Origin of the sequence: Escherichia sp. WS3063 (assembly GCF_046486595.1) — a bacterium.
Taxonomy (GTDB): domain Bacteria; phylum Pseudomonadota; class Gammaproteobacteria; order Enterobacterales; family Enterobacteriaceae; genus Escherichia; species Escherichia coli.
Genome location: NZ_JBJQKY010000009.1, coordinates 112,201 through 136,811, shown reverse-complemented (window position 1 = coordinate 136,811; position 24,611 = coordinate 112,201). Strand labels below are relative to the sequence as shown.

The following is a 24,611-nucleotide window of genomic DNA, read 5'->3' as shown; positions in this document are numbered from 1 at the left end:
CGTCACATCAGGCCATCCGTTTCAGCTTATTCATCAATTCGCGGATGTTGCTGCACCAGGCGGGTACGTTTCGCCTGCAAATCGGCAATCTCGTGGTCAATATCATCGATTTTCTGCTCGATATTATCGTAATGCTCGACGAGAATTTCCTTCGCTTCCTGTATATCTGACGCCGCTGGTGTCGCACCTTTCAACGGTCGATTCGCCGTCTCTTTCATGGTTACGCCGGTGATTAAACCAACCACCGCCACTACCATCAGGTAATAGGCAGGCATCATCAGATTCTGCGAGCTTTCGACCAGCCAGGCCGCCAACGTTGGCGTCAGACCGGCAACCAGCACCGAAATATTAAATGCCGCCGCCAGCGCGCTGTAACGGATATGCGTCGGGAACATCGCTGGCAAGGTAGAAGCCATAACGCCCGTAAAGCAGTTAAGGATCACCGCCAGCATCAGTAACCCGGCAAAAATCAGGCCGATGACGTTACTGTTAATCAGAATAAACGCCGGGATCGCCAACACAAACAGTGCAACACTGCCAAGTAGCACAAACGGACGACGGCCAAAACGGTCACTCAGCAAGCCCATCACCGGTTGAACAAACAGCATACCGATCATAATGGCGATAATAATCAGCACCCCGTGGTCTTCGGAGTAATGCAGGTTATGCGACAAATAACTCGGCATATAGGTCAGCAACATGTAGTAAGTCACGTTGGTGGCAATTACCAGACCAATACATGTCAACAGGCTGCGCCAGTGTTTGGTGGCAATCTCTTTAAACGAGACTTTCGGGCCATCCTGCAAACCTTCGCGGTCGCCCTGTTCCAGTTTATCGACATGCTGCTGGAACGCCGGAGTCTCTTCCAGCGCATGGCGCAGGTAAAGCCCGATAATCCCTAACGGCAGAGCGATAAAGAACGGAATACGCCAGCCCCAATCGAGGAAGTTCTCTTCGCCGACAATGGTCGAAATTAACACCACCACGCCAGCACCCAGCACAAACCCGGCAATAGAACCGAAGTCCAGCCAGCTGCCCATAAATCCACGTTTACGGTCAGGGGAGTATTCCGCAACAAATATCGACGCCCCGGTATATTCACCGCCGACCGAGAAACCTTGTGCCATCTTACAGATCAACAGCAGAATCGGTGCCCAAATACCAATCGTGTCGTAGGACGGTATTAAGCCAATACAGAACGTACTGATCGACATAATCACAATAGTGATAGCGAGGATCTTCTGGCGACCATATTTATCGCCCAACATACCAAAGAAGAGCCCGCCAAGCGGTCGAATCAGAAAGGGAACGGAGAAAGTGGCAAGTGCAGCAACCATCTGCACGCTGGGGTCAGCCCCCGGGAAAAAAACTTTACCTAATGCGTAAGCAACAAAACCATAAACACCAAAATCGAACCATTCCATTGCATTACCCAGTGATGCTGCGGTAATGGCTTTACGCAGTTTACCGTCATCAATAATGGTGACATCACGAAGGGTAATCGGTTTTACTTTTTTCCTTTTCAGCATAGCTTTCCTCGCAGAGTTGGCCCATTTCCGCAAACGCCAGAAAAATCAGCGCGACGGCCGCAAAAGGGGAGCGGGAATTGCAGGATGCAATCTCTGTAACAAGCGTAGCGGGTTTGCTTACACCCTCCGGTTAAGGAATGTACAATCAAACCAGTTGACGCCTGAATTGGGCAGTTAATGACCTTTTTACCCTACCAGTGTTTAAATTTGTGATCAACTTCACACATGTATTTCGTTTAGGACTCACTGGTGTAACTTATTATTTACACCAAATTTACAGAGAAGATTTCCTCGACCATTGCCCCCGCCAGACGCTGCGCTGAACAGAGTCGTGGCATCCCCAGCGCGACAGTTTGCCAACGTTGGGTCACTGACCAGCAAACGGGTTGTTTATCTGCCGTGGTCCACTTTCCCAGCCAACTTAAAAAATCAGCATGATCCCCGCCCGTCGGAATGGTCGAAGAGGCAAACCACTGATGGTAATAGTGACGCGTGGTCGGGGCCGCATTGATACTCTCTGCCAGATGTTGTGTCGCTTTCACGCGCAAATCACCCAGCAACAACGCCACCGCTTGCGGGCTTCCCAGACGAAAGGCATCGCCAAATGCACCCCAGCGCAACTCCTCCAGAACGATAAAACAGCGCCCAGGCAACGACCAGGCGTTATACGCCCCAGCACGCCAGCGGGTAAAAATTTGCTCGCTCTGATCACCTGCCTGCACCAGTAGGCCTCGTTGCGTTAACGCCTTTTCCTTCCAGCGACAACGGGCTGAAAACCACTCATACAAGGCGGCAATTTGCTGGGGGAGCTCCGGGAAAGCAGAGTGCTGGCGGTGATCCATTTTTTGCAGCAGCGCCAGATGCTGCGCGATCTGCGTCAGCGCCAGATGACCGGGATCCAGCATCGACGCCAGTTTTTCCACCAATGTCAGACGCAGGCTAAGCGGCGCATTTAACATGCCGCCGTTCGTCCATGCCTGAAGCTGCACACGCGCAAGAAGTTCCTGCATCAGTCGTTCACGAAACTGCTGCTGATGGGCTTGTGGATGGCGGGCATCATCGCCCTGCGCCAGATCCACTAAAAAGCGCGGATGAACCGACTCCAGCACGCGACCGGGGCCGTCCAGTAACGTCTTGGTCAATATCGTTCTGCCGTGAAAAGTGTTTGAATATCATCGCGTAACAGCTGAGCATCGGTGTAAATCCAGCCATGAGTCATCACAGCCTGCTGCAATTGCTGCTGCATCAGCCTGACCACCGATTCATTTTGTTGACGCAGAGCCAGGCTTTCGCGTAAACGCGTCTGTAATTCCGTCAAACATGAAGCGAACTCAGCGAAAAAAGTATTCATGCCTGCCGTAACAGATTCATCGACCTGCTCTGCCAGAACTTTAGCCATTTGTTGGCAATAAAGATCGACTTCTGCGCTTAATGCTCGTTGCAACACACTGTAATCAACCGTCTCTGTCGGGGATTTCTCATTTCCCCGTCCCCAGTCGGGCTGATTCAACCAGCGCGAAAAAGTCTCACGCACAACGCCTAAACGCGTACTCTGCTCGTCCGTTGCTTCCTGGCGCGAAATGACTTCACTGAACAGCTGGCGAGTGTTGAAGTGGGGAACTGCGCCGTGAAAAACAGGAAAATGAAACCCAGGACGAAACCCTGACTCGCTCAATTCCATTTTGACTTGTTGCTCAATGGGGCGAATAACATCGGTTAACACCCGGCAAAGGGTGGATTCCAGCTCGGCAAAACGCAGCGTAAAGTCGCGACAGATGGTGTTCTGCGCCATCTGTAACAGTGTCTCACAGCGGGTACGAATCTCGCTTAACGGCTCCGAATCATCCTGAAACAACGCGGCTAACTGTGCATTCAGCGCATCTTGCTGTTGACGCAGAAAGTGGTTGGCGGAGGTCAGGGCCAGCTCGATTTCATGTTTAATCTCGCCGCTCACCTGCGCCTGATTGAGTTGCAATAGCTGCAAACTTTCTTCGATCTGATGGATATTTTGCCGCAATTGTTCACAAGCGACGTTTAACCCGTGCGCACGAAAATCCAGGTATTCCCGCGCCTGCTGCGCGTAATTCAACAGTTTATGCGCGGCAGATCGCAGAGCATACAACGAGGCGTTAGCGTAAGCGGCATGAAGCAACGCCTGAATTGGCTTGGCGAACAGCGAATCTTCCCACAACTGATCGGCAGCATGACGAATATGTTCGAGGTCCGCCAGATCGGCATGACGCCAGCGCCTGCCGAGCGCGGCATGGGCAAAATCTTCCACCCAGCGTTGTTGCTCTGGCGGTGGTAACTTACCGTTGTTGGCTAACTCATGGCGCGCCCGATTCGCCAGGTAGCCCCACATCGACGACACCGGAAATATCTGCTGTGGCGTAATACAGCCTTTCATCAGCGTCCCGGAAATCAGTGCCCGCACCTGGTCGGCGTCGTCACTGTTACGATCCTGTTGATCGAACTTATTGACCAGCACATACAACGGCACCGATTGCCCCACCGCCAAAATCGCCTCACGGACCTCTTCATCGGAGATCGATTTCAGTTGCGTATAATCCAGCACCGCCAGTACCGCCGAGGCGCGTGCCAGCTGCTGGTTAAGCATTTTTTGCAGATGCGGTTGCCCGGCTTCATTTGGCCCGGGGGTATCCAGTAACGTCAATTGACCGGGATAACTCTCCAGCCCCGCCAGATGGACAAACTCCACTTCAATCACGGGAATATGCTCAATGGCGGCGTAAGCAGAAAAAGGAAAATCGACGTCCAGCGCCTTCGCCAGTCGCACCAAATCATTCAAACTTTTCAGACAATGAAAAATAGGCTGGGCACCCAGATAATATTTTTCGAAAGCGACGCCATTTTCGATCCGCTGCATAAGCGCACGCATATCTTTATCTATTTCCAGCACATCGGTCAGATGCTTAATATCGCAATCACGCAGGCGCTGTTGTAATTTTTGAATTAAACAATCGATTGGCGCGACATGTGAAAAATGCAGTACCGGTTCCTTTTGCCCGGGCGTATGGCGAATAAGCGTCGGCAGCGCAGTCATTGGGCGATTACGATTAGGCAAAACCTCCGTACCAACAATGGCATTAATGGTGGTTGATTTCCCTGCTTTCATGGTACCGACAATCGCCAGCACCATTTCCAGTCGGGAAATTTTACGCAACTCATTATTCAGCATCGCGTGACGTTCGGCGATATTAGGCTGACTCCAGGGTAAAGCCAGTTGTGGCGCATCGTCTCCGGGTACAGAGAGAGGCATTTTTTCCAGTAACTGCAACTGTTGGCGAGAAAGCTGTAACAGGCGTTCAGCCTCCTGACTTAACTCATACAGGGTCTGTGTGTACATAGAAAATTCTTCCTTAAAGCAAATTTTATTACTTTTATTTAGCCAGATTGCTTTTGAGTTCTGTTTTCGGCTTTTATAATTACTGCAAGAAATAATTTTATATTTAGAGTGTTATTTTTTATTAGAATAAATAACGTCTTCCGATACGTTTAAAACGTCAGAAAGATAAAAAATATCATTTGAATTAAAAAAAGAACAAGTAGAACATTAACCTTATCTTAAATAATAAATGGAGGCAAAAAGATTATTTTCTTTTTGCGTTTCCTTTCAAATGAAAACGATCGTCGTCTAAAATCAGCAGTACCCCCGACAAACTCAGGGATTTTGTGTATAATTGCGGCCTTTTTCGGCAATCTGCCGTTTTTTGGCGCTTTTGCCCTGCTGACTTTTGAGGAAATCCACATGTCATTACCACACTGCCCAAAATGCAACTCCGAATACACCTACGAAGATAACGGCATGTACATCTGCCCGGAATGTGCCTACGAATGGAACGACGCAGAACCTGCACAGGAAAGCGACGAGCTGATCGTTAAAGATGCTAACGGCAATCTGCTGGCTGACGGCGACAGCGTTACCATCATTAAAGATCTGAAGGTGAAAGGTAGCTCTTCGATGCTGAAAATTGGCACCAAAGTGAAAAACATCCGCCTGGTTGAAGGCGACCATAACATCGATTGCAAAATCGACGGTTTTGGTCCGATGAAACTGAAATCTGAGTTTGTGAAAAAGAACTGATTGTATTGTGATCGGTAAGCCGGATAAGGCGCTCGCGCCGCATCCGGCAACGATGCCGACTGCCTGATGCGACGCTGACCGCGTCTTATCAGGCTTCCCTCTCATCTGTATAAATTTCGAACTACACTTAACTGGCTTCTCTTAACTGAGGTCACCATCATGCCGTTAAGTCCCTACCTCTCTTTTGCCGGTAACTGTGCCGACGCAATTGCTTATTATCAACGTACGTTGGGCGCTGAACTGCTCTATAAAATCAGCTTCGGCGAAATGCCAAAATCAGCGCAGGACAGCGCCGAGAACTGCCCTTCCGGAATGCAATTTCCCGATACCGCCATCGCCCACGCCAATGTGCGCATTGCCGGAAGCGATATCATGATGAGCGATGCTATACCGTCAGGAAAAGCCAGCTACTCCGGCTTTACGCTAGTGCTCGATTCGCAACAGGTCGAAGAAGGGAAACGCTGGTTTGACAATCTTGCCGCCAACGGAAAAATCGAAATGGCCTGGCAGGAAACTTTCTGGGCGCATGGCTTCGGCAAAGTCACCGATAAATTTGGCGTACCGTGGATGATTAATGTCGTCAAACAACAACCAACGCAATAATCCGCCGGGAGGCCCGCCCTCCCGCACTGTCATCGAATTCCCGTTAACTCTTCATCTGTTAGTCACTTTTAATTAACCAAATCGTCACAATAATCCGCCACGATGGAGCCACTTTTTTAGGGAGGCTGCATCATGCAAACGATTATCCGTGTCGAGAAGCTCGCCAAAACCTTCAATCAGCATCAGGCGCTGCACGCGGTTGATCTGAACATTCATCACGGTGAAATGGTGGCTCTGCTTGGGCCGTCGGGTTCCGGCAAATCCACCCTTTTACGTCACTTAAGCGGTTTGATTACCGGCGATAAATCTGCCGGTAGCCATATCGAGCTGCTGGGCCGCACAGTCCAGCGCGAAGGCCGCCTGGCCCGCGATATCCGCAAAAGCCGCGCCAACACCGGCTACATCTTCCAACAATTCAACCTGGTGAATCGCCTGAGCGTACTGGAGAACGTGCTGATTGGCGCGCTCGGCAGCACGCCGTTCTGGCGCACCTGTTTTAGCTACTTCACCCGCGAGCAGAAACAGCGCGCGTTACAGGCGCTGACCCGCGTTGGCATGGTGCATTTTGCCCATCAGCGCGTTTCCACCCTCTCCGGCGGCCAGCAGCAGCGTGTGGCGATTGCCCGTGCGCTGATGCAGCAGGCGAAGGTGATTCTGGCCGATGAACCCATCGCCTCGCTGGACCCGGAATCGGCGCGCATCGTGATGGACACCCTGCGCGACATTAACCAGAACGACGGCATTACCGTGGTCGTCACGCTGCATCAGGTGGATTACGCCCTGCGCTACTGCGAACGCATCGTCGCCCTGCGCCAGGGGCACGTCTTCTACGACGGCAGCAGCCAACAGTTTGATAACGAACGTTTTGACCATCTCTACCGCAGCATTAACCGCGTCGAAGAGAACGCGAAAGCTGCCTGACATCCCCATCATTGAGGAAAACGAATGAACGCTAAGATAATTGCCTCGCTGGCCTTCACCAGCATGTTCAGCCTCAGCACCCTGTTAAGCCCGGCGCACGCCGAAGAGCAGGAAAAGGCGTTGAATTTCGGCATTATTTCAACGGAATCACAGCAAAACCTGAAACCGCAATGGACGCCGTTCTTACAGGATATGGAGAAGAAGCTGGGCGTAAAGGTCAACGCCTTCTTTGCCCCGGACTACGCGGGCATTATCCAGGGGATGCGCTTCAATAAAGTGGATATCGCCTGGTACGGCAACCTGTCGGCGATGGAAGCGGTGGATCGCGCCAACGGTCAGGTCTTCGCCCAGACAGTCGCGGCGGATGGATCGCCAGGTTACTGGAGCGTGTTGATCGTCAACAAAGACAGCCCGATCAACAACCTGAACGATCTGCTGGCGAAGCGTAAAGATCTCACCTTCGGCAATGGCGATCCTAACTCCACCTCTGGTTTCCTCGTCCCCGGTTACTACGTCTTTGCCAAAAACAATATCTCCGCCAGCGACTTCAAGCGCACCGTCAACGCCGGGCATGAAACCAACGCGCTGGCCGTCGCCAACAAGCAAGTGGATGTGGCGACCAACAACACCGAAAACCTCGACAAGCTGAAAACCTCCGCACCAGAGAAGCTCAAAGAACTGAAGGTGATCTGGAAGTCGCCACTGATCCCTGGCGATCCGATCGTCTGGCGCAAAAATCTTTCCGAAACCACGAAAGACAAGATCTACGACTTCTTTATGAATTACGGCAAAACGCCGGAAGAGAAAGCGGTGCTGGAGCGCCTGGGCTGGGCGCCGTTCCGCGCCTCCAGCGACTTGCAACTGGTGCCGATTCGCCAGCTCGCGCTGTTTAAAGAGATGCAGGGCGTGAAAGGCAATAAAGGGCTGAATGAGCAGGACAAGCTGGCGAAAACCACCGCCATTCAGGCGCAACTGGATGATCTGGACCGCCTGAACAACGCGTTAAGCGCGATGAGTTCGGTAAGTAAAGCGGTGCAGTAATGGTTTTCTCCCTCTCCCCGAAGGGGCGAGGGAACCGATCGAGCACACAATCACGGAGCCAAACATGCAAACCATCACCATCGCCCCACCCAAGCGCAGCTGGTTCTCGCTTCTGAGCTGGGCCATTGTTCTCGCCGTGCTGGTCGTCTCGTGGCAGGGCGCGGAAATGGCCCCGCTCACGCTGATTAAAGACGGCGGCAACATGGCAACCTTCGCCGCCGACTTCTTCCCGCCCGATTTCAGCCAGTGGCAGGATTACCTCACCGAAATGGCCGTCACGCTGCAAATCGCCGTCTGGGGCACCGCGCTGGCGGTGGTTCTCTCCATCCCCTTCGGTCTGATGAGCGCCGAAAACCTGGTGCCGTGGTGGGTTTACCAGCCCGTACGCCGCCTGATGGACGCCTGCCGCGCCATTAACGAAATGGTCTTCGCCATGCTGTTCGTGGTCGCCGTCGGCCTTGGCCCGTTCGCTGGCGTGCTGGCGCTGTTTATCCACACCACCGGCGTGCTCTCCAAACTGCTTTCCGAAGCGGTAGAAGCAATTGAACCCGGCCCGGTGGAAGGTATTCGCGCCACCGGTGCCAACAAGCTCGAAGAGATCCTCTACGGCGTGCTGCCGCAGGTGATGCCGCTGCTGATCTCCTACTCCCTCTATCGCTTCGAATCCAACGTCCGTTCGGCCACCGTTGTTGGCATGGTCGGCGCTGGCGGGATCGGCGTCACCCTGTGGGAAGCGATTCGCGGTTTCCAGTTCCAGCAAACCTGCGCCCTGATGGTGCTGATTATCGTCACGGTCAGCCTGCTGGATTTCCTCTCTCAACGGTTGCGTAAGCACTTTATCTGATAAGCGAGGCATTGATATCTATGCACTTGTCTACACATCCGACCAGCTACCCAACACGCTATCAGGAGATAGCCGCAAAACTTGAGCAGGAGCTTCGTCAACACTACCGCTGCGGCGACTATCTTCCCGCCGAGCAGCAACTGGCGGCGCGCTTTGAGGTGAACCGCCACACCCTGCGCCGCGCCATCGACCAACTGGTGGAAAAAGGCTGGGTACAGCGCCGTCAGGGCGTCGGCGTGCTGGTGCTGATGCGCCCGTTCGATTACCCGCTCAACGCCCAGGCGCGTTTTAGCCAGAACCTGCTGGATCAGGGCAGCCATCCCACCAGCGAAAAACTGCTGTCTGTGCTGCGCCCGGCCTCCGGTCACGTCGCTGACGCGCTGGGGATAACCGAGGGCGAGAACGTTATCCACCTGCGCACCCTGCGCCGGGTCAACGGCGTCGCGCTCTGTTTAATCGACCACTACTTTGCGGACCTCACCCTCTGGCCGACGCTGCAACGCTTCGACAGCGGCTCGCTGCACGATTTTCTGCGCGAGCAAACGGGGATTGCGCTGCGCCGCAGCCAGACGCGGATCAGCGCCCGCCGCGCCCAGGCCAAAGAGTGCCAGCGTCTTGAAATCCCGAATATGTCGCCGCTGCTGTGCGTGCGCACCCTTAACCACCGTGACGGTGAAAGCAGCCCGGCGGAGTACTCCGTCAGCCTGACGCGCGCCGACATGATTGAATTCACTATGGAGCACTGAATGCACGCAGATACCGCGACCCGCCAGCACTGGATGTCCGTACTGGCACACAGCCAACCGGCTGAACTGGCAGCCCGCCTGAAGGCGCTGAACATCACTGCCGACTATGAAGTAATCCGCGCCGCTGAAACCGGCCTGGTGCAGATTCAGGCGCGGATGGGTGGCACCGGCGAACGCTTTTTTGCTGGCGACGCCACGCTCACCCGCGCCGCCGTACGCCTGACTGACGGCACGCTCGGCTACAGCTGGGTGCTGGGGCGCGACAAACAGCACGCCGAACGCTGCGCGCTGATCGACGCGCTGATGCAGCAAACCCGCCATTTTCAAAACTTATCAGAAACTCTTATTGCCCCGCTGAACGCTGACCGTATGGCACGCATTGCCGCACGCCAGGCCGAAGTAAACGCCAGCCGGGTCGACTTCTTTACGATGGTTCGCGGAGATAACGCATGACCCTGGAAACCGCTTTTATGCTTCCCGTGCAGGATGCCCAGCACAGTTTTCGTCGCCTGTTAAAGGCCATGAGCGAGCCGGGCGTGATTGTCGCCCTGCATCAGCTCAAACGCGGCTGGCAGCCGCTGAATATCGCCACCACCAGCGTGCTGCTGACGCTGGCCGATAACGACACGCCGGTGTGGCTTTCTGCGCCATTAAGTAACGATATCGTCAGCCAGAGCCTGCGTTTTCATACCAACGCGCCGCTGGTCAATCAGCCGGAACTGGCGACCTTCGCGGTAACGGATGAGGCGATTTCCAGCGAACAGCTTAACGCCCTTTCCAGCGGCACCGCTGTTGCGCCAGAAGCGGGCGCGACGCTGATTTTACAGGTCGTCAGCCTGAGCGGCGGGCGCATGCTGCGCCTTACTGGCGCGGGTATTGCCGAAGAACGAATGATTGCCCCGCAGCTGCCGGAGTGCATTCTGCACGAACTTACCGAGCGCCCGCACCCGTTCCCGCTCGGCATCGACCTGATCCTGACCTGCGGCGAGCGCCTGCTGGCTATCCCGCGAACCACTCATGTGGAGGTGTGCTGATGTACGTTGCCGTGAAAGGGGGCGAGAAGGCGATCGACGCCGCCCACGCCCTGCAAGAGAGCCGACGCCGGGGCAATACCGATTTGCCTGAACTGAGCGTCGCCCAGATTGAACAGCAGCTTAATCTTGCAGTAGATCGCGTGATGACCGAAGGCGGCATTGCCGACCGCGAACTGGCGGCGCTGGCGCTGAAACAGGCCAGCGGCGATAACGTCGAAGCAATTTTCCTGCTGCGCGCCTACCGCACCACGCTGGCGAAGCTCGCAGTAAGCGAGCCGCTCGACACCACGGAGATGCGTCTCGAACGGCGTATTTCAGCGGTTTATAAAGATATTCCCGGCGGCCAGCTGCTTGGCCCAACCTACGACTACACCCATCGCCTGCTCGATTTCACCCTGCTGGCAAACGGCGAAGCGCCGACGCTGACCACAGCCGACAGCGAACAACAGCCGTCGCCGCACGTTTTCAGCCTGCTGGCGCGTCAGGGGCTGGCGAAGTTTGAAGAAGATAGCGGCGCACAGCCGGACGACATCACCCGCACGCCGCCGGTTTACCCCTGCTCACGCTCCTCCCGCCTGCAACAATTAATGCGCGGCGACGAAGGCTATTTGCTGGCGCTGGCCTACTCCACCCAGCGTGGTTACGGACGCAATCATCCGTTCGCAGGCGAAATCCGCAGCGGCTATATCGACGTGTCGATTGTGCCGGAAGAGCTGGGATTTGCGGTGAACGTCGGCGAACTGCTGATGACCGAATGTGAAATGGTCAACGGTTTTATCGACCCGCCGGATGAGCCGCCGCACTTCACGCGCGGCTACGGGCTGGTGTTCGGCATGAGCGAGCGCAAAGCGATGGCGATGGCGCTGGTTGACCGCGCTCTACAAGCCCCGGAGTACGGCGAGCACGCGACAGGCCCGGCGCAGGATGAAGAGTTCGTGCTGGCGCATGCCGACAACGTCGAAGCCGCAGGCTTTGTCTCGCACCTTAAACTCCCGCACTACGTCGATTTCCAGGCCGAACTGGAGCTACTCAAACGTCTGCAACAGGAGCAGAACCATGGCTAATCTGAGCGGCTACAACTTTGCCTACCTCGACGAGCAGACCAAACGCATGATCCGCCGCGCCATCTTAAAAGCGGTGGCGATCCCCGGTTATCAGGTGCCGTTTGGCGGGCGCGAGATGCCGATGCCCTACGGCTGGGGAACCGGCGGCATACAGCTTACCGCCAGCGTGATTGGCGAAAGCGATGTGCTGAAGGTGATTGACCAGGGCGCGGACGACACCACCAACGCGGTGTCGATCCGTAACTTCTTTAAGCGCGTGACCGGGGTAAACACCACTGAACGTACGGACGATGCGACGCTTATCCAGACGCGCCACCGCATCCCCGAAACGCCGCTCACCGAAGATCAGATCATTATTTTCCAGGTGCCGATCCCCGAACCGCTGCGCTTTATCGAGCCGCGCGAAACGGAAACCCGCACCATGCACGCGCTGGAGGAGTACGGCGTGATGCAGGTGAAGCTGTATGAAGATATCGCCCGCTTCGGTCATATCGCCACCACCTATGCCTATCCGGTGAAGGTGAACGGGCGCTACGTGATGGACCCGTCGCCGATCCCGAAATTCGATAACCCGAAAATGGACATGATGCCCGCCCTGCAGCTGTTCGGCGCAGGGCGCGAGAAGCGCATCTATGCGGTGCCGCCGTTTACCCGCGTGGAAAGTCTCGATTTCGACGATCACCCGTTCACCGTTCAGCAGTGGAATGAGCCATGCGCCATCTGCGGATCGACCCACAGCTATCTTGATGAAGTGGTGCTGGATGACGCCGGAAACCGCATGTTTGTCTGCTCCGATACCGATTATTGCCGCCAACAGAGCGAGGCAAAAAACCAATGAATCAACCGTTACTTTCGGTCAATAACCTGACCCACCTTTACGCGCCGGGCAAAGGCTTTAGCGATGTCTCTTTTGATTTATGGCCGGGGGAAGTGCTGGGCATCGTCGGGGAATCCGGCTCCGGGAAGACCACGCTGCTGAAGTCGATCTCCGCGCGTCTGACGCCGCAGCAGGGGGAGATTCGCTATGAAAACCGTTCCCTCTATGGCATGAGCGAGGCCGACCGCCGTCGCCTGCTGCGCACCGAATGGGGCGTGGTGCATCAGCATCCACTCGACGGCCTGCGCCGCCAGGTGTCGGCAGGCGGCAATATCGGCGAGCGGCTGATGGCGACCGGGGCGCGTCATTACGGCGATATTCGTGCCACCGCGCAGAAGTGGCTGGAAGAGGTGGAAATTCCCGCCAACCGGATCGACGACCTGCCAACCACCTTTTCCGGCGGTATGCAGCAGCGTTTGCAGATTGCCCGCAACCTGGTGACGCATCCGAAGCTGGTATTTATGGACGAGCCAACCGGCGGGCTGGATGTATCTGTGCAGGCGCGCCTGCTCGACCTGCTGCGCGGCCTGGTGGTGGAGCTGAACCTGGCGGTGGTGATTGTCACCCACGATTTAGGCGTCGCCCGCCTGCTGGCGGACCGTTTGCTGGTGATGAAGCAGGGGCAAGTGGTGGAGAGTGGGTTAACCGACCGCGTGCTCGACGACCCGCACCATCCGTATACACAACTGCTGGTGTCATCGGTTTTGCAGAATTGAGCCGGTGCCGGATGCGGCGTAAACGCCTTATCCGGCCTACAAATGCGCTCCCCGTAGGTCGGATAAGACGCGTCAGCGTCGCATCCGACACCCGAACCACGAGGCGAAAAATGATTAACGTACAAAACGTCAGTAAAACCTTCATCCTGCACCAGCAAAACGGCGTGCGCCTGCCCGTCTTACAACGTGCCTCGCTCACCGTCAACGCAGGCGAATGCGTGGTGCTTCACGGCCACTCCGGCAGCGGAAAATCAACCCTGCTGCGCTCGCTGTACGCCAACTATCTGCCCGACGAAGGGCAAATCCAGATCAAACACGGTGAGGAATGGGTAGACCTGGTCACCGCGCCAGCCCGCAAAGTGGTGGAGATCCGCAAAACCACCATCGGCTGGGTGAGCCAGTTTCTGCGCGTCATCCCGCGTATTTCGGCACTGGAAGTGGTGATGCAGCCGCTGCTCGATACCGGCGTACCGCGTGAAGCCTGCGCCGCTAAAGCCGCCCGATTACTGACGCGCCTGAACGTGCCTGAACGCCTGTGGCACCTGGCACCATCGACCTTCTCCGGCGGCGAACAGCAGCGCGTCAACATCGCCCGTGGCTTTATCGTCGACTATCCGATTCTGCTGCTGGATGAACCCACCGCCTCGCTGGACGCTAAAAACAGCGCCGCGGTGGTGGAACTCATTCGCGAAGCCAAAGCCCGTGGCGCGGCCATCGTCGGTATCTTCCATGACGAAGCCGTACGCAATGACGTCGCCGACCGCCTGCACCCAATGGGAGTCTCTTCATGATTATCAATAACGTCAAACTGGTGCTGGAAAACGAAGTGGTGCACGGTTCGCTGGAGATGCAGGACGGTGAAATCCGCGCCTTTGCCGAAAGCCAGAGCCGCCTGCCGGACGCGATGGACGGCGAAGGTGGCTGGCTGCTGCCGGGGCTGATTGAGCTGCATACCGATAATCTGGATAAATTCTTCACCCCGCGCCCGAAAGTGGACTGGCCCGCCCACTCGGCAATGAGTAGCCACGACGCGCTGATGGTGGCGAGCGGCATCACCACCGTGCTGGACGCGGTGGCGATTGGCGACGTGCGCGACGGCGGCGATCGGCTGGAGAATCTGGAGAAGATGATCAACGCCATCGAAGAGACGCAGAAACGCGGCGTCAACCGCGCCGAGCACCGCCTGCACCTGCGCTGCGAACTGCCGCACCACACCACGTTGCCGCTGTTTGAAAAACTGGTGCAGCGCGAACCGGTGACGCTGGTATCGCTGATGGACCACTCGCCAGGCCAGCGCCAGTTCGCCAATCGCGAGAAGTATCGCGAATATTATCAGGGCAAATATTCCCTCACCGATGCGCAGATGCAGCAGTACGAAGAAGAGCAATTGGCGCTTGCCGCACGCTGGTCACAGCCTAATCGCGAAACTATCGCCGCAATGTGCCGCGCGCGACAAATTGCCCTCGCCAGCCACGATGACGCCACGCACGCCCACGTTGCCGAATCTCACCGGCTTGGCAGCGTGATCGCCGAATTTCCCACCACGTTCGAAGCGGCAGAAGCCTCGCGCAAGCATGGCATGAACGTGCTGATGGGCGCGCCGAATATCGTGCGCGGCGGTTCGCACTCCGGCAACGTGGCGGCCAGTGAACTGGCGCAGCTTGGCCTGCTGGATATCCTCTCTTCCGACTACTACCCCGCCAGCCTGCTCGATGCGGCATTTCGCGTCGCCGATGACGAGAGCAACCGCTTTACGCTGCCGCAGGCGGTGAAGCTGGTGACTAAAAATCCGGCGCAGGCGCTTAATCTTCAGGATCGCGGGGTGATTGGCGAGGGCAAACGCGCCGACCTGGTGCTGGCGCATCGCAAGGGCAACCACATTCATATCGACCACGTCTGGCGTCAGGGTAAAAGGGTGTTCTGATGACGGGAAAACTGATTTGGTTAATGGGGGCCTCTGGCTCCGGAAAAGACAGTCTGTTGACGGAACTCCGCCAGCGGGAACAAACTCAGCTACTGGTAGCGCATCGCTACATCACGCGCGCCGCCAGCGCCGGAAGTGAAAACCATATCGCCCTGAGCGAGCAGGAGTTTTTTACCCGCGCGGGGCAGAACCTTCTGGCCTTAAGCTGGCACGCTAACGGTCTGTATTATGGCGTCGGCGTCGAGATTGACCTCTGGCTGCACGCCGGATTCGACGTGCTGGTCAACGGCTCACGCGCCCATCTGCCGCAGGCGCGGGCGCGCTATCAATCGGCGCTGCTGCCCGTTTGTTTACAGGTTTCGCCAGAGATCCTGCGCCAGCGCCTGGAAAACCGTGGCCGTGAAAACGCCAGTGAAATTAACGCCCGGCTGGCGCGCGCCGCCCGCTATACTCCACAGGATTGCCATACGCTCAACAATGACGGCAGCCTGCACCAGTCGGTCGACAAGCTGCTAACGCTGATTCATCAGAAGGAGAAACACCATGCCTGCTTGTGAGCTTCGCCCGGCCACGCAGTACGATACCGACGCGGTTTACGCGCTGATTTGTGAGCTAAAACAGGCGGAGTTTGACCATCACGCGTTTCGCGTGGGGTTTAACGCCAATCTGCGCGATCCGAACATGCGCTACCATCTGGCGCTGCTGGATGGCGAAGTTGTCGGCATGATCGGCCTGCATTTGCAGTTTCATCTGCATCATGTCAACTGGATCGGCGAAATTCAGGAACTGGTGGTGATGCCGCAGGCGCGCGGTCTGAATGTCGGCAGCAAATTACTGGCATGGGCAGAAGAAGAAGCCCGCCAGGCCGGGGCCGAAATGACTGAGCTTTCCACCAACGTGAAGCGCCACGACGCGCACCGTTTCTATCTGCGCGAAGGCTACGAGCAGAGCCACTTCCGCTTCACCAAGGCGCTGTAACATGAGCCTGACCCTCACGCTCACCGGCACCGGCGGCGCACAGGGCGTTCCGGCATGGGGCTGCGAGTGCGCGGCCTGCGCCAGAGCACGACGCTCACCGCAGTATCGCCGCCAGCCATGCAGCGGCGTAGTGAAGTTTAACGAGGCGATCACCCTGATCGACGCCGGGCTTCACGATCTCGCCGATCGCTGGTCTCCCGGATCGTTCCAGCAGTTTTTACTGACGCACTACCATATGGATCACGTCCAGGGGCTGTTCCCGCTGCGCTGGGGCGTGGGCGACACAATCCCGGTCTACGGTCCACCGGATGAGCAGGGCTGCGACGATCTGTTTAAACATCCGGGCCTGCTTGATTTCAGCCACACGGTGGAGCCGTTTGTGGTGTTTGATTTGCAGGGGTTGCAGGTCACGCCGCTGCCGCTTAACCATTCGAAACTCACTTTCGGCTATGTACTGGAAACGGCGCACAGCCGGGTGGCGTGGCTATCTGACACCGCAGGCCTGCCGGAAAAAACGCTGAAATTTTTACGCAATAATCAGCCGCAGGTAATGGTGATTGATTGCAGCCACCCGCCGCGCGAGGATGCACCGCGTAATCACTGTGATTTAAATACCGTGCTTGCGCTGAATCAGGTTATCCGCTCGCCGCGGGTTATTCTGACCCATATCAGCCATCAGTTTGATGCGTGGCTGATGGAAAACGCACTACCGTCGGGGTTTGAGGCGGGGTTTGATGGGATGGAGATTGGGGTGGCGTGATGGGTGAGGGGCGATGCCTGCTCTAAACTCAACATCAACGCCCATACTCATCTTCCATTCTCCGCTCTTCATCTTCTAGCTGCCGACGCTCCTGATCCAGCTGGCGCTGGCGATCGTCCAGCTGCCTGCGGCGATCTTCAAACTGGCGGCGGCGATCGTCATATTGTCTGCGCCGATCGTCGTTCACTTCACGCTGCCAGCCGTCGTCGCGCGAATCTTCATAGTCTCGCCCACGGTCAGGGTTATAAGCGTCGTTAATCGCCTGCTGAATATTGCCAATGGTGTCATCGATAATATCGGCCTGGGCCGGAACGGTGGACAGCGTGAACAGGGTGAATAAAAGAAATAGCGGAAAGCGTTTCATTAGCCAACCTCAAAAAGAAACTCTATCCACATTAGTCATTACTCATCCATGCAAGTAGTGGATGAATCTCAATTTCTCCGCTGCTCTATTGCCGTAATCGCCTCCACGCGTTGTTGATGACGACCGCCTTCGTACTGTGCGCCCAGCCACGCATCGACAATCATTTTTGCCAGTTCGAGGCCAACCACTCGTGAACCAAAAGCCAGCACGTTGGTGTCGTTATGCTGCCGCGAAAGTTGCGCGGAATAAGGTTCGCTACAAACGACGGCGCGAATTCCGGCAAACTTGTTCGCCGCTATCGAAATACCGACGCCAGTGCCACAAATCAAAATCCCGCCATCAGCCTCTCCGCCAGCAACTGCCAGTGCGACTTGACTGGCGTAATGCGGATAATCAGTACGCTCTGACGACCAGGTTCCTTTATCAATCACTTCGACGCCACGCTCAACTAAATGTGCCACTATTTCATGTTTTAAAATGAAACCGACATGATCACAGCCAAATGCAATCTTTTTCATTCATCTTCCCCGCCCGCGCAAAAACTTCACAATCAAAAAACATTTGTGATGTAAATGAATTAAAAACACCCAAAATCGATGAAATCCGCCTTCCTGATCTGTTTTACAGAGTTACATCTGGCAGCGCAATAGCGTTAAAGACACTCACTATCCAGCAACATCTATCATCCAATAAACCAGAAAAACAAATAACATCATGTTTTTAAAGTGATTAAATGAAATGAAATTTTAAGCCACTCTCCATTATTCACAACAAAACAAACTTTATAAATTTTATTTTTTTGTGAAGTTGCCAGCATCTTTTCTGTTCTTGCTGTGGTGATATAGTGGCGTCTTCAATTCAAGGACAAGAGAACGTGATGAGCCAGTCAGAGTTTGATTCAGCGCTTCCGAACGGTATCGGGTTAGCGCCTTACCTGCGAATGAAGCAGGAAGGAATGACAGAAAACGAAAGCCGCATCGTGGAGTGGTTACTCAAACCCGGTAACCTGAGTTGTGCACCCGCAATTAAAGATGTCGCAGAAGCTCTGGCGGTATCTGAAGCGATGATCGTTAAGGTATCAAAGCTGCTGGGGTTTAGCGGCTTTCGTAACTTACGCAGTGCGCTGGAAGATTATTTTTCTCAGTCAGAACAGGTATTGCCTTCCGAGTTGGCTTTTGATGAAGCGCCGCAGGATGTGGTGAATAAGGTATTTAACATCACTTTACGCACCATTATGGAAGGTCAGTCGATCGTCAACGTTGATGAGATCCACCGTGCCGCCCGCTTTTTCTATCAGGCCAGACAGCGGGATTTGTACGGTGCCGGAGGATCAAATGCTATCTGTGCTGATGTACAGCACAAGTTTTTACGCATTGGCGTACGCTGCCAGGCCTATCCGGACGCTCACATCATGATGATGTCTGCTTCGTTGTTACAGGAAGGAGATGTGGTGCTGGTGGTGACCCATTCCGGGCGAACCAGTGATGTAAAAGCGGCTGTAGAACTGGCAAAAAAGAACGGGGCAAAGATTATTTGTATAACGCATAGCTACCATTCACCGATAGCGAAGCTGGCCGATTATATTATTTGCTCACCGGCCCCGGAAACACCGTTATTAGGTCGTAATGCCTCGGCAAGAATATTACAACTAACTTTGCTGGACGCGTTTTTTGTCTCTGTCGCCCAGCTCAACATTGAACAAGCTAATATTAATATGCAAAAAACCGGCGCAATTGTTGATTTCTTCTCACCAGGCGCGCTGAAATAAGAAAAAGGTAATTCCGCCATCGCGGAGTTACCTCTCCCCTTACCGTGAGAACATGATTATGAATAAATATCTGAAATATTTCAGTGGCACACTCGTGGGCTTAATGTTGTCAACCAGCGCTTTTGCTGCCGCCGAATATGCTGTCGTATTGAAAACACTCTCCAACCCATTTTGGGTAGATATGAAAAAAGGCATTGAAGATGAAGCAAAAACGCTGGGCGTCAGCGTTGATATTTTTGCCTCTCCTTCAGAAGGCGATTTTCAATCTCAATTGCAGTTATTTGAAGATCTCAGTAATAAAAATTACAAAGGTATCGCCTTCGCGCCATTATCCTCAGTAAATCTGGTCATGCCTGTCGCCCGCGCATGGAAAAAAGGCATTTATCTGGTCAATCTCGATGAAAAAATCGACATGGATAATCTGAAAAAAGCAGGCGGTAATGTGGAAGGTTTTGTCACCACCGATAATGTTGCCGTCGGGGCGAAAGGCGCGTCATTCATTATTGACAAGCTGGGTGCCGAAGGGGGTGAAGTCGCAATCATTGAGGGTAAAGCCGGTAACGCCTCCGGTGAAGCGCGTCGTAATGGTGCCACCGAAGCCTTCAAAAAAGCAAGCCAGATCAAGCTTGTCGCCAGCCAGCCTGCCGACTGGGACCGTATTAAAGCACTGGATGTCGCCACTAACGTGTTGCAACGTAATCCGAATATTAAAGCGATCTATTGCGCGAATGACACGATGGCAATGGGTGTTGCTCAGGCAGTCGCAAACGCCGGAAAAACGGGCAAAGTGTTGGTCGTCGGTACAGATGGAATTCCGGAAGCCCGCAAAATGGTGGAAGCCGGACAAATGACCGCGACGGTTGCCCAGAACCCGGCGGATATCGGTGCAACGGGTCTGAAGCTGATGGTTGACGCTGAGAAATCCGGCAAGGTTATCCCGCTGGATAAAGCACCGGAATTTAAACTGGTCGATTCAATCCTGGTCACTCAATAAAACTGAATGATGCCGGATGATGATGCTAATGAAGTGTCTTATCCGGCCAACAAAATAACCTGAACGTAGACCTGATAAGTGTAGCCCATCAGGCAATAATACGATATTTCGTGCAGAGAGGTTATTTATGGCCACGCCATATATATCGATGGCGGGGATCGGCAAGTCCTTTGGTCCGGTTCACGCATTAAAGTCGGTTAATTTAACGGTTTATCCTGGTGAAATACATGCATTACTAGGAGAAAATGGCGCGGGTAAATCCACGCTAATGAAAGTGTTATCCGGAATACATGAGCCAACCAAAGGCACCATTACCATTAATAACATTAACTATAACAAGCTGGATCATAAATTAGCGGCACAACTCGGTATCGGGATCATTTATCAGGAACTCAGCGTTATTGATGAATTAACCGTACTGGAAAATTTATATATTGGTCGTCATCTGACGAAAAAAATCTGTGGCGTCAATATTATCGACTGGCGAGAAATGCGTGTCCGCGCCGCCATGATGTTATTACGCGTGGGCTTGAAAGTTGATTTAGATGAGAAAGTGGCGAACTTATCTATCAGCCACAAGCAGATGCTGGAAATTGCCAAAACGCTGATGCTCGACGCCAAAGTCATCATCATGGATGAACCCACCTCCTCACTCACCAATAAAGAGGTGGACTATCTGTTTCTGATCATGAATCAGTTGCGTAAAGAGGGTACGGCCATCGTCTATATCTCGCATAAGTTGGCGGATATTCGCCGTATTTGCGACCGCTATACGGTGATGAAAGACGGCAGCAGCGTTTGCAGCGGCATGGTGAGCGATGTGTCAAATGACGATATCGTCCGTCTGATGGTAGGCCGCGAACTGCAAAACCGTTTTAACGCGATGAAGGAGAATGTCAGCAACCTTGCGCACGATACGGTTTTTGAGGTGCGCAACGTCACCAGCCGTGACAGAAAAAAGGTCCGGGATATCTCATTTAGCGTCTGCCGGGGAGAAATATTAGGCTTTGCCGGACTGGTCGGTTCCGGACGTACTGAACTGATGAACTGCCTGTTTGGCGTTGATAAACGCGCTGGCGGAGAAATCCGTCTTAATGACAAAGATATCTCTCCACGCTCACCCCTGGATGCCGTGAAAAAAGGGATGGCTTACATCACTGAAAGCCGCCGGGATAACGGTTTTTTCCCCAACTTTTCCATCGCTCAGAACATGGCGATCAGCCGCAGTCTGAAAGACGGCGGCTATAAAGGCGCGATGGGGTTGTTTCATGAAGTTGACGAGCAACGTACCGCTGAAAATCAACGCGAACTGCTGGCGCTGAAATGTCATTCGGTAAACCAGAACATCACTGAACTCTCCGGCGGTAACCAGCAGAAAGTCCTGATCTCCAAATGGCTGTGCTGTCGCCCGGAAGTGATCATTTTCGATGAACCTACCCGTGGCATCGATGTTGGCGCGAAAGCCGAAATTTACAAAGTGATGCGCCAACTGGCGGACGACGGAAAAGTCATCCTGATGGTGTCATCTGAACTACCTGAAATTATCACCGTCTGCGACCGCATCGCCGTGTTCTGCGAAGGACGACTGACGCAAATCCTGACCAATCGCGATGACATGAGCGAAGAGGAGATTATGGCATGGGCTTTACCACTAGAGTAAAAAGCGAAGCGAGCGAGAAGAAACCGTTCAACTTTGCGCTGTTCTGGGATAAATACGGCACCTTTTTTATCCTGGCGATCATCGTCGCCATCTTTGGTTCGCTGTCACCAGAATATTTTCTGACCACCAATAATATTACCCAGATTTTTGTGCAAAGCTCCGTGACGGTATTGATCGGCATGGGCGAGTTTTTCGCTATCCTGGTCGCTGGTATCGACCTCTCGGTTGGCGCGATTCTGGCGCTTTCCGGTATGGTGACCGCCAAACTGATGTTGGCAGGTGTTGACCCGTTTCTCGCGGCGCTGATTGGCGGTGTACTGGTTGGCGGCGCACTGGGGGCGATCAACGGCTGCCTGGTCAACTGGACGGGGCTACACCCATTTATTATCACCCTTGGTACCAACGCCATTTTCCGTGGGATCACGCTGGTGATCTCCGATGCCAACTCGGTATACGGCTTCTCATTTGACTTCGTGAACTTCTTTGCCGCCAGCGTAATTGGGATACCTGTCCCCGTTATCTTCTCGCTAATTGTCGCGCTCATCCTTTGGTTTCTGACAACGCGTATGCGGCTCGGGCGCAACATCTACGCACTGGGCGGCAACAAAAACTCGGCGTTCTATTCCGGGATTGACGTGAAATTCCACATCCTGGTGGTGTTTATCATCTCCGGTGTTTGTGCAGGTCTGGCAGGCGTCGTCTCAACTGCACGACTCGGTGCCGCAGAACCGCTTGCCGGTATGGGTTTTGAAACCTATGCCATTGCCAGCGCCATCATTGGCGGCACCAGTTTCTTCGGCGGCAAGGGGCGCATTTTCTCTGTGGTGATTGGCGGGTTGATCATCGGCACCATCAACAACGGTCTGAATATTTTGCAGGTACAAACCTATTACCAACTGGTGGTGATGGGCGGATTAATTATCGCGGCTGTCGCCCTTGACCGTCTTATCAGTAAGTAAGGAATTGAACATGAAAATCTCCCCCTCGTTAATGTGTATGGATCTGCTGAAATTTAAAGAACAGATCGAATTTATCGACAGCCATGCCGATTACTTTCACATCGATATCATGGACGGCCACTTTGTGCCGAATCTGACGCTCTCACCGTTCTTCGTAAGCCAGGTAAAAAAACTGGCGAGTAAACCGCTCGACTGCCATCTGATGGTAACGCGTCCGCAGGATTACATTGCTCAACTGGCACGTGCGGGAGCTGATTTCATCACTTTGCATCCGGAAACTATCAACGGTCAGGCATTCCGCCTGATTGATGAAATCCGCCGTCATGGCATGAAAGTGGGGCTAATCCTTAACCCGGAGACGCCAGTTGAGGCCATGAAATACTATATCCATAAGGCCGATAAAATTACGGTCATGACTGTCGATCCCGGCTTTGCCGGACAACCGTTCATTCCTGAAATGCTGGATAAACTTGCCGAACTGAAGGCATGGCGTGAACGAGAAGGTCTGGAGTACGAAATTGAGGTGGACGGTTCCTGCAACCAGGCAACTTACGAAAAACTAATGGCGGCAGGGGCGGATGTCTTTATCGTCGGCACTTCCGGTCTGTTTAATCATGCGGAAAATATCGACGAAGCATGGAGAATTATGACCGCGCAGATTCTGGCTGCAAAAAGCGAGGTACAGCCTCATGCAAAAACAGCATAACGTCGTAGCGGGCGTGGATATGGGGGCAACGCATATCCGCTTTTGTCTGCGGACAGCAGCAGGTGAAACGCTACACTGCGAAAAAAAGCGGACCGCAGAAGTTATTGCTCCCGACCTGGTGTCGGGTATCGGCGAAATGATTGACGAGCAACTCAGGCGCTTTAACGCTCGCTGTCATGGTCTGGTAATGGGATTTCCGGCGCTGGTCAGTAAAGATAAACGCACTATTATTTCTACGCCTAACCTGCCGTTAACAGCGGCAGATTTATATGATCTCGCCGATAAGCTCGAAAATACGCTGAATTGTCCGGTTGAGTTTTCCCGCGACGTTAACCTACAACTTTCCTGGGACGTAGTAGAAAACCGCCTTACGCAACAACTGGTTCTGGCAGCCTATCTCGGTACGGGGATGGGGTTCGCAGTGTGGATGAACGGTGCGCCGTGGACGGGTGCACACGGTGTGGCAGGCGAACTGGGCCATATCCCCCTGGGAGATATGACCCAACACTGCGCGTGTGGCAATTCTGGGTGCCTGGAAACCAATTGCTCTGGAATGGCGCTAAGACGCTGGTACGAACAACAGCCCCGAAATTACCCATTGAGCGATCTTTTCGTCCATGCGGAAAACGCCCCTTTCGTCCAGAGTCTGCTTGAAAACGCGGCACGAGCCATTGCCACCAGCATTAATCTGTTCGATCCCGATGCGGTAATTCTGGGTGGTGGCGTGATGGATATGCCCGCCTTCCCACGCGAGACTCTCATTGCCATGACCCAAAAGTACCTGCGCCGTCCACTGCCGTATCAGGTCGTGCGCTTTATTGCCGCCTCATCTTCTGACTTTAATGGCGCTCAGGGTGCAGCAATATTGGCGCATCAACGTTTTTTGCCACAGTCCTGTGCTAAAGCCCCATGAGTAAAGCGTTGGCACAGTAACGCAATGTCCCGCTGTGCCAACGACAAGTACAATATATATAATAAACACATAAAACAGCTCATATTATTTTCAGCAATGATAGTT

The 24,611-nt window shown here is 54.1% G+C and carries 27 protein-coding genes; 22 read left to right on the top strand and 5 right to left on the bottom strand.

Features of this window, described 5'->3' with window-relative positions; all coding sequences use genetic code 11:
- Positions 1–26: 26 nt before the first annotated feature.
- The 3 genes from proP to crfC all read right to left on the bottom strand — a co-directional run bounded on the left by proP (position 27) and on the right by crfC (position 4,896).
- Positions 27–1,529: a glycine betaine/L-proline transporter ProP gene (gene proP / locus ACJHYW_RS11695; protein ID WP_001296659.1), complete on the bottom strand. Its 1,503-nt coding sequence runs from the start codon at positions 1,527–1,529 to the stop codon at positions 27–29.
- Positions 1,530–1,792: 263 nt separating this feature from the next.
- Positions 1,793–2,671, bottom strand: a complete 879-nt coding sequence (locus ACJHYW_RS11690; RefSeq protein WP_032172170.1) for a diguanylate cyclase regulator RdcB family protein — start codon at positions 2,669–2,671, stop codon at positions 1,793–1,795.
- The gene (gene crfC / locus ACJHYW_RS11685) at positions 2,668–4,896 is read right to left on the bottom strand and encodes a clamp-binding protein CrfC (protein WP_061092762.1); all 2,229 of its coding nucleotides are present in this window, start codon (positions 4,894–4,896) and stop codon (positions 2,668–2,670) included. The genes ACJHYW_RS11690 and crfC overlap by 4 nt, the downstream gene beginning before the upstream one ends.
- 402 nt (positions 4,897–5,298) lie before the next feature.
- Here crfC and ACJHYW_RS11680 point away from each other — a divergent pair, with 402 nt between their 5' ends.
- The 16 genes from ACJHYW_RS11680 to phnP all read left to right on the top strand — a co-directional run bounded on the left by ACJHYW_RS11680 (position 5,299) and on the right by phnP (position 17,142).
- On the top strand, positions 5,299–5,634 hold the full coding sequence (locus ACJHYW_RS11680) for a zinc ribbon domain-containing protein YjdM (protein WP_001300891.1): 336 nt from the start codon (positions 5,299–5,301) through the stop codon (positions 5,632–5,634).
- A gap of 159 nt (positions 5,635–5,793) precedes the next feature.
- Positions 5,794–6,237: a VOC family metalloprotein YjdN gene (yjdN, locus tag ACJHYW_RS11675; protein ID WP_001131318.1), complete on the top strand. Its 444-nt coding sequence runs from the start codon at positions 5,794–5,796 to the stop codon at positions 6,235–6,237.
- Positions 6,238–6,369: 132 nt separating this feature from the next.
- Positions 6,370–7,158: a phosphonate ABC transporter ATP-binding protein gene (gene phnC, locus ACJHYW_RS11670; RefSeq protein ID WP_001193403.1), complete on the top strand. Its 789-nt coding sequence runs from the start codon at positions 6,370–6,372 to the stop codon at positions 7,156–7,158.
- Positions 7,159–7,182: 24 nt separating this feature from the next.
- Positions 7,183–8,199 (top strand): phosphonate ABC transporter substrate-binding protein, encoded by a 1,017-nt coding sequence (gene phnD, locus ACJHYW_RS11665; protein ID WP_000991996.1) that lies wholly within the window; start codon positions 7,183–7,185, stop codon positions 8,197–8,199.
- A gap of 64 nt (positions 8,200–8,263) precedes the next feature.
- Positions 8,264–9,043, top strand: a complete 780-nt coding sequence (gene phnE, locus ACJHYW_RS11660; protein WP_001193496.1) for a phosphonate ABC transporter, permease protein PhnE — start codon at positions 8,264–8,266, stop codon at positions 9,041–9,043.
- 20 nt (positions 9,044–9,063) lie between these two features.
- Positions 9,064–9,789, top strand: a complete 726-nt coding sequence (phnF, locus tag ACJHYW_RS11655) for a phosphonate metabolism transcriptional regulator PhnF (RefSeq protein ID WP_001295387.1) — start codon at positions 9,064–9,066, stop codon at positions 9,787–9,789.
- Entirely contained in the window at positions 9,790–10,242 is a 453-nt protein-coding gene (gene phnG / locus ACJHYW_RS11650) for a phosphonate C-P lyase system protein PhnG (RefSeq protein ID WP_000542771.1), read from the top strand. It begins immediately after the preceding gene.
- Complete coding sequence (phnH, locus tag ACJHYW_RS11645) at positions 10,239–10,823, top strand: phosphonate C-P lyase system protein PhnH (protein ID WP_000171616.1); 585 nt, start codon at positions 10,239–10,241, stop codon at positions 10,821–10,823. Before phnG ends, phnH begins: the two co-directional genes overlap by 4 nt.
- The gene (gene phnI, locus ACJHYW_RS11640; RefSeq protein ID WP_000289069.1) at positions 10,823–11,887 is read left to right on the top strand and encodes an alpha-D-ribose 1-methylphosphonate 5-triphosphate synthase subunit PhnI; all 1,065 of its coding nucleotides are present in this window, start codon (positions 10,823–10,825) and stop codon (positions 11,885–11,887) included. Before phnH ends, phnI begins: the two co-directional genes overlap by 1 nt.
- Complete coding sequence (gene phnJ, locus ACJHYW_RS11635) at positions 11,880–12,725, top strand: alpha-D-ribose 1-methylphosphonate 5-phosphate C-P-lyase PhnJ (protein WP_000002288.1); 846 nt, start codon at positions 11,880–11,882, stop codon at positions 12,723–12,725. Before phnI ends, phnJ begins: the two co-directional genes overlap by 8 nt.
- The gene (gene phnK, locus ACJHYW_RS11630) at positions 12,722–13,480 is read left to right on the top strand and encodes a phosphonate C-P lyase system protein PhnK (protein WP_001075536.1); all 759 of its coding nucleotides are present in this window, start codon (positions 12,722–12,724) and stop codon (positions 13,478–13,480) included. The genes phnJ and phnK overlap by 4 nt, the downstream gene beginning before the upstream one ends.
- Before the next feature lie 110 nt (positions 13,481–13,590).
- On the top strand, positions 13,591–14,271 hold the full coding sequence (gene phnL / locus ACJHYW_RS11625) for a phosphonate C-P lyase system protein PhnL (RefSeq protein WP_000611436.1): 681 nt from the start codon (positions 13,591–13,593) through the stop codon (positions 14,269–14,271).
- Positions 14,268–15,404, top strand: coding sequence for an alpha-D-ribose 1-methylphosphonate 5-triphosphate diphosphatase (phnM, locus tag ACJHYW_RS11620; protein WP_000586265.1), 1,137 nt, complete (start codon positions 14,268–14,270; stop codon positions 15,402–15,404). The genes phnL and phnM overlap by 4 nt, the downstream gene beginning before the upstream one ends.
- On the top strand, positions 15,404–15,961 hold the full coding sequence (gene phnN / locus ACJHYW_RS11615; RefSeq protein ID WP_000145989.1) for a ribose 1,5-bisphosphokinase: 558 nt from the start codon (positions 15,404–15,406) through the stop codon (positions 15,959–15,961). The genes phnM and phnN overlap by 1 nt, the downstream gene beginning before the upstream one ends.
- Positions 15,948–16,382 (top strand): aminoalkylphosphonate N-acetyltransferase, encoded by a 435-nt coding sequence (phnO, locus tag ACJHYW_RS11610; protein ID WP_001110490.1) that lies wholly within the window; start codon positions 15,948–15,950, stop codon positions 16,380–16,382. The genes phnN and phnO overlap by 14 nt, the downstream gene beginning before the upstream one ends.
- 1 nt (position 16,383) lies before the next feature.
- Complete coding sequence (phnP, locus tag ACJHYW_RS11605) at positions 16,384–17,142, top strand: phosphonate metabolism protein PhnP (protein ID WP_061092763.1); 759 nt, start codon at positions 16,384–16,386, stop codon at positions 17,140–17,142.
- A 34-nt stretch (positions 17,143–17,176) separates the two neighbouring features.
- On the opposite strand, the gene yjdP is transcribed toward phnP, so the two are convergent.
- The gene (gene yjdP / locus ACJHYW_RS11600; RefSeq protein WP_000819731.1) at positions 17,177–17,506 is read right to left on the bottom strand and encodes a DDRRRQL repeat protein YjdP; all 330 of its coding nucleotides are present in this window, start codon (positions 17,504–17,506) and stop codon (positions 17,177–17,179) included.
- A gap of 68 nt (positions 17,507–17,574) precedes the next feature.
- On the bottom strand, positions 17,575–18,024 hold the full coding sequence (rpiB, locus tag ACJHYW_RS11595) for a bifunctional allose-6-phosphate isomerase/ribose-5-phosphate isomerase RpiB (protein WP_000716792.1): 450 nt from the start codon (positions 18,022–18,024) through the stop codon (positions 17,575–17,577).
- Between the two features lie 359 nt (positions 18,025–18,383).
- Between rpiB and alsR the strand changes: the two genes are divergently transcribed.
- The 6 genes from alsR to alsK all read left to right on the top strand — a co-directional run bounded on the left by alsR (position 18,384) and on the right by alsK (position 24,506).
- Positions 18,384–19,274, top strand: coding sequence for a D-allose utilization transcriptional regulator AlsR (alsR, locus tag ACJHYW_RS11590; protein WP_000083216.1), 891 nt, complete (start codon positions 18,384–18,386; stop codon positions 19,272–19,274).
- A 58-nt stretch (positions 19,275–19,332) separates the two neighbouring features.
- Positions 19,333–20,268, top strand: a complete 936-nt coding sequence (gene alsB, locus ACJHYW_RS11585) for a D-allose transporter substrate-binding protein (RefSeq protein ID WP_001361478.1) — start codon at positions 19,333–19,335, stop codon at positions 20,266–20,268.
- Between the two features lie 127 nt (positions 20,269–20,395).
- Positions 20,396–21,928 carry a D-allose ABC transporter ATP-binding protein AlsA gene (gene alsA / locus ACJHYW_RS11580; protein ID WP_061092764.1) on the top strand — a complete coding sequence of 511 codons (1,533 nt, stop codon included), beginning with the start codon at positions 20,396–20,398 and terminating at the stop codon, positions 21,926–21,928.
- Positions 21,907–22,887 carry a D-allose ABC transporter permease gene (gene alsC / locus ACJHYW_RS11575; RefSeq protein ID WP_000507105.1) on the top strand — a complete coding sequence of 327 codons (981 nt, stop codon included), beginning with the start codon at positions 21,907–21,909 and terminating at the stop codon, positions 22,885–22,887. The genes alsA and alsC overlap by 22 nt, the downstream gene beginning before the upstream one ends.
- 10 nt (positions 22,888–22,897) lie before the next feature.
- Entirely contained in the window at positions 22,898–23,593 is a 696-nt protein-coding gene (gene alsE, locus ACJHYW_RS11570; protein ID WP_045133186.1) for a D-allulose-6-phosphate 3-epimerase, read from the top strand.
- Entirely contained in the window at positions 23,577–24,506 is a 930-nt protein-coding gene (gene alsK, locus ACJHYW_RS11565) for an allose kinase (RefSeq protein ID WP_061092765.1), read from the top strand. The genes alsE and alsK overlap by 17 nt, the downstream gene beginning before the upstream one ends.
- Positions 24,507–24,611: the final 105 nt, after the last annotated feature.

Bases quoted from the DNA above. Each gene is read 5' to 3' on its own strand.
- alsA (WP_061092764.1), top strand. From the start codon at position 20,396: ATGGCCACGCCATATATATCGATGGCGGGGATCGGCAAGTCCTTTGGT.
- alsK (WP_061092765.1), top strand. From the start codon at position 23,577: ATGCAAAAACAGCATAACGTCGTAGCGGGCGTGGATATGGGGGCAACG.
- rpiB (WP_000716792.1), bottom strand. From the start codon at position 18,024: ATGAAAAAGATTGCATTTGGCTGTGATCATGTCGGTTTCATTTTAAAA.
- ACJHYW_RS11680 (WP_001300891.1), top strand. From the start codon at position 5,299: ATGTCATTACCACACTGCCCAAAATGCAACTCCGAATACACCTACGAA.
- phnC (WP_001193403.1), top strand. From the start codon at position 6,370: ATGCAAACGATTATCCGTGTCGAGAAGCTCGCCAAAACCTTCAATCAG.
- phnD (WP_000991996.1), top strand. From the start codon at position 7,183: ATGAACGCTAAGATAATTGCCTCGCTGGCCTTCACCAGCATGTTCAGC.
- yjdN (WP_001131318.1), top strand. From the start codon at position 5,794: ATGCCGTTAAGTCCCTACCTCTCTTTTGCCGGTAACTGTGCCGACGCA.
- phnK (WP_001075536.1), top strand. From the start codon at position 12,722: ATGAATCAACCGTTACTTTCGGTCAATAACCTGACCCACCTTTACGCG.
- phnO (WP_001110490.1), top strand. From the start codon at position 15,948: ATGCCTGCTTGTGAGCTTCGCCCGGCCACGCAGTACGATACCGACGCG.
- phnP (WP_061092763.1), top strand. From the start codon at position 16,384: ATGAGCCTGACCCTCACGCTCACCGGCACCGGCGGCGCACAGGGCGTT.
- phnE (WP_001193496.1), top strand. From the start codon at position 8,264: ATGCAAACCATCACCATCGCCCCACCCAAGCGCAGCTGGTTCTCGCTT.
- phnF (WP_001295387.1), top strand. From the start codon at position 9,064: ATGCACTTGTCTACACATCCGACCAGCTACCCAACACGCTATCAGGAG.
- alsC (WP_000507105.1), top strand. From the start codon at position 21,907: ATGGGCTTTACCACTAGAGTAAAAAGCGAAGCGAGCGAGAAGAAACCG.
- crfC (WP_061092762.1), bottom strand. From the start codon at position 4,896: ATGTACACACAGACCCTGTATGAGTTAAGTCAGGAGGCTGAACGCCTG.
- alsE (WP_045133186.1), top strand. From the start codon at position 22,898: ATGAAAATCTCCCCCTCGTTAATGTGTATGGATCTGCTGAAATTTAAA.
- phnG (WP_000542771.1), top strand. From the start codon at position 9,790: ATGCACGCAGATACCGCGACCCGCCAGCACTGGATGTCCGTACTGGCA.
- alsB (WP_001361478.1), top strand. From the start codon at position 19,333: ATGAATAAATATCTGAAATATTTCAGTGGCACACTCGTGGGCTTAATG.
- phnJ (WP_000002288.1), top strand. From the start codon at position 11,880: ATGGCTAATCTGAGCGGCTACAACTTTGCCTACCTCGACGAGCAGACC.
- proP (WP_001296659.1), bottom strand. From the start codon at position 1,529: ATGCTGAAAAGGAAAAAAGTAAAACCGATTACCCTTCGTGATGTCACC.
- yjdP (WP_000819731.1), bottom strand. From the start codon at position 17,506: ATGAAACGCTTTCCGCTATTTCTTTTATTCACCCTGTTCACGCTGTCC.
- phnL (WP_000611436.1), top strand. From the start codon at position 13,591: ATGATTAACGTACAAAACGTCAGTAAAACCTTCATCCTGCACCAGCAA.
- alsR (WP_000083216.1), top strand. From the start codon at position 18,384: ATGAGCCAGTCAGAGTTTGATTCAGCGCTTCCGAACGGTATCGGGTTA.
- phnI (WP_000289069.1), top strand. From the start codon at position 10,823: ATGTACGTTGCCGTGAAAGGGGGCGAGAAGGCGATCGACGCCGCCCAC.
- phnN (WP_000145989.1), top strand. From the start codon at position 15,404: ATGACGGGAAAACTGATTTGGTTAATGGGGGCCTCTGGCTCCGGAAAA.
- phnM (WP_000586265.1), top strand. From the start codon at position 14,268: ATGATTATCAATAACGTCAAACTGGTGCTGGAAAACGAAGTGGTGCAC.
- phnH (WP_000171616.1), top strand. From the start codon at position 10,239: ATGACCCTGGAAACCGCTTTTATGCTTCCCGTGCAGGATGCCCAGCAC.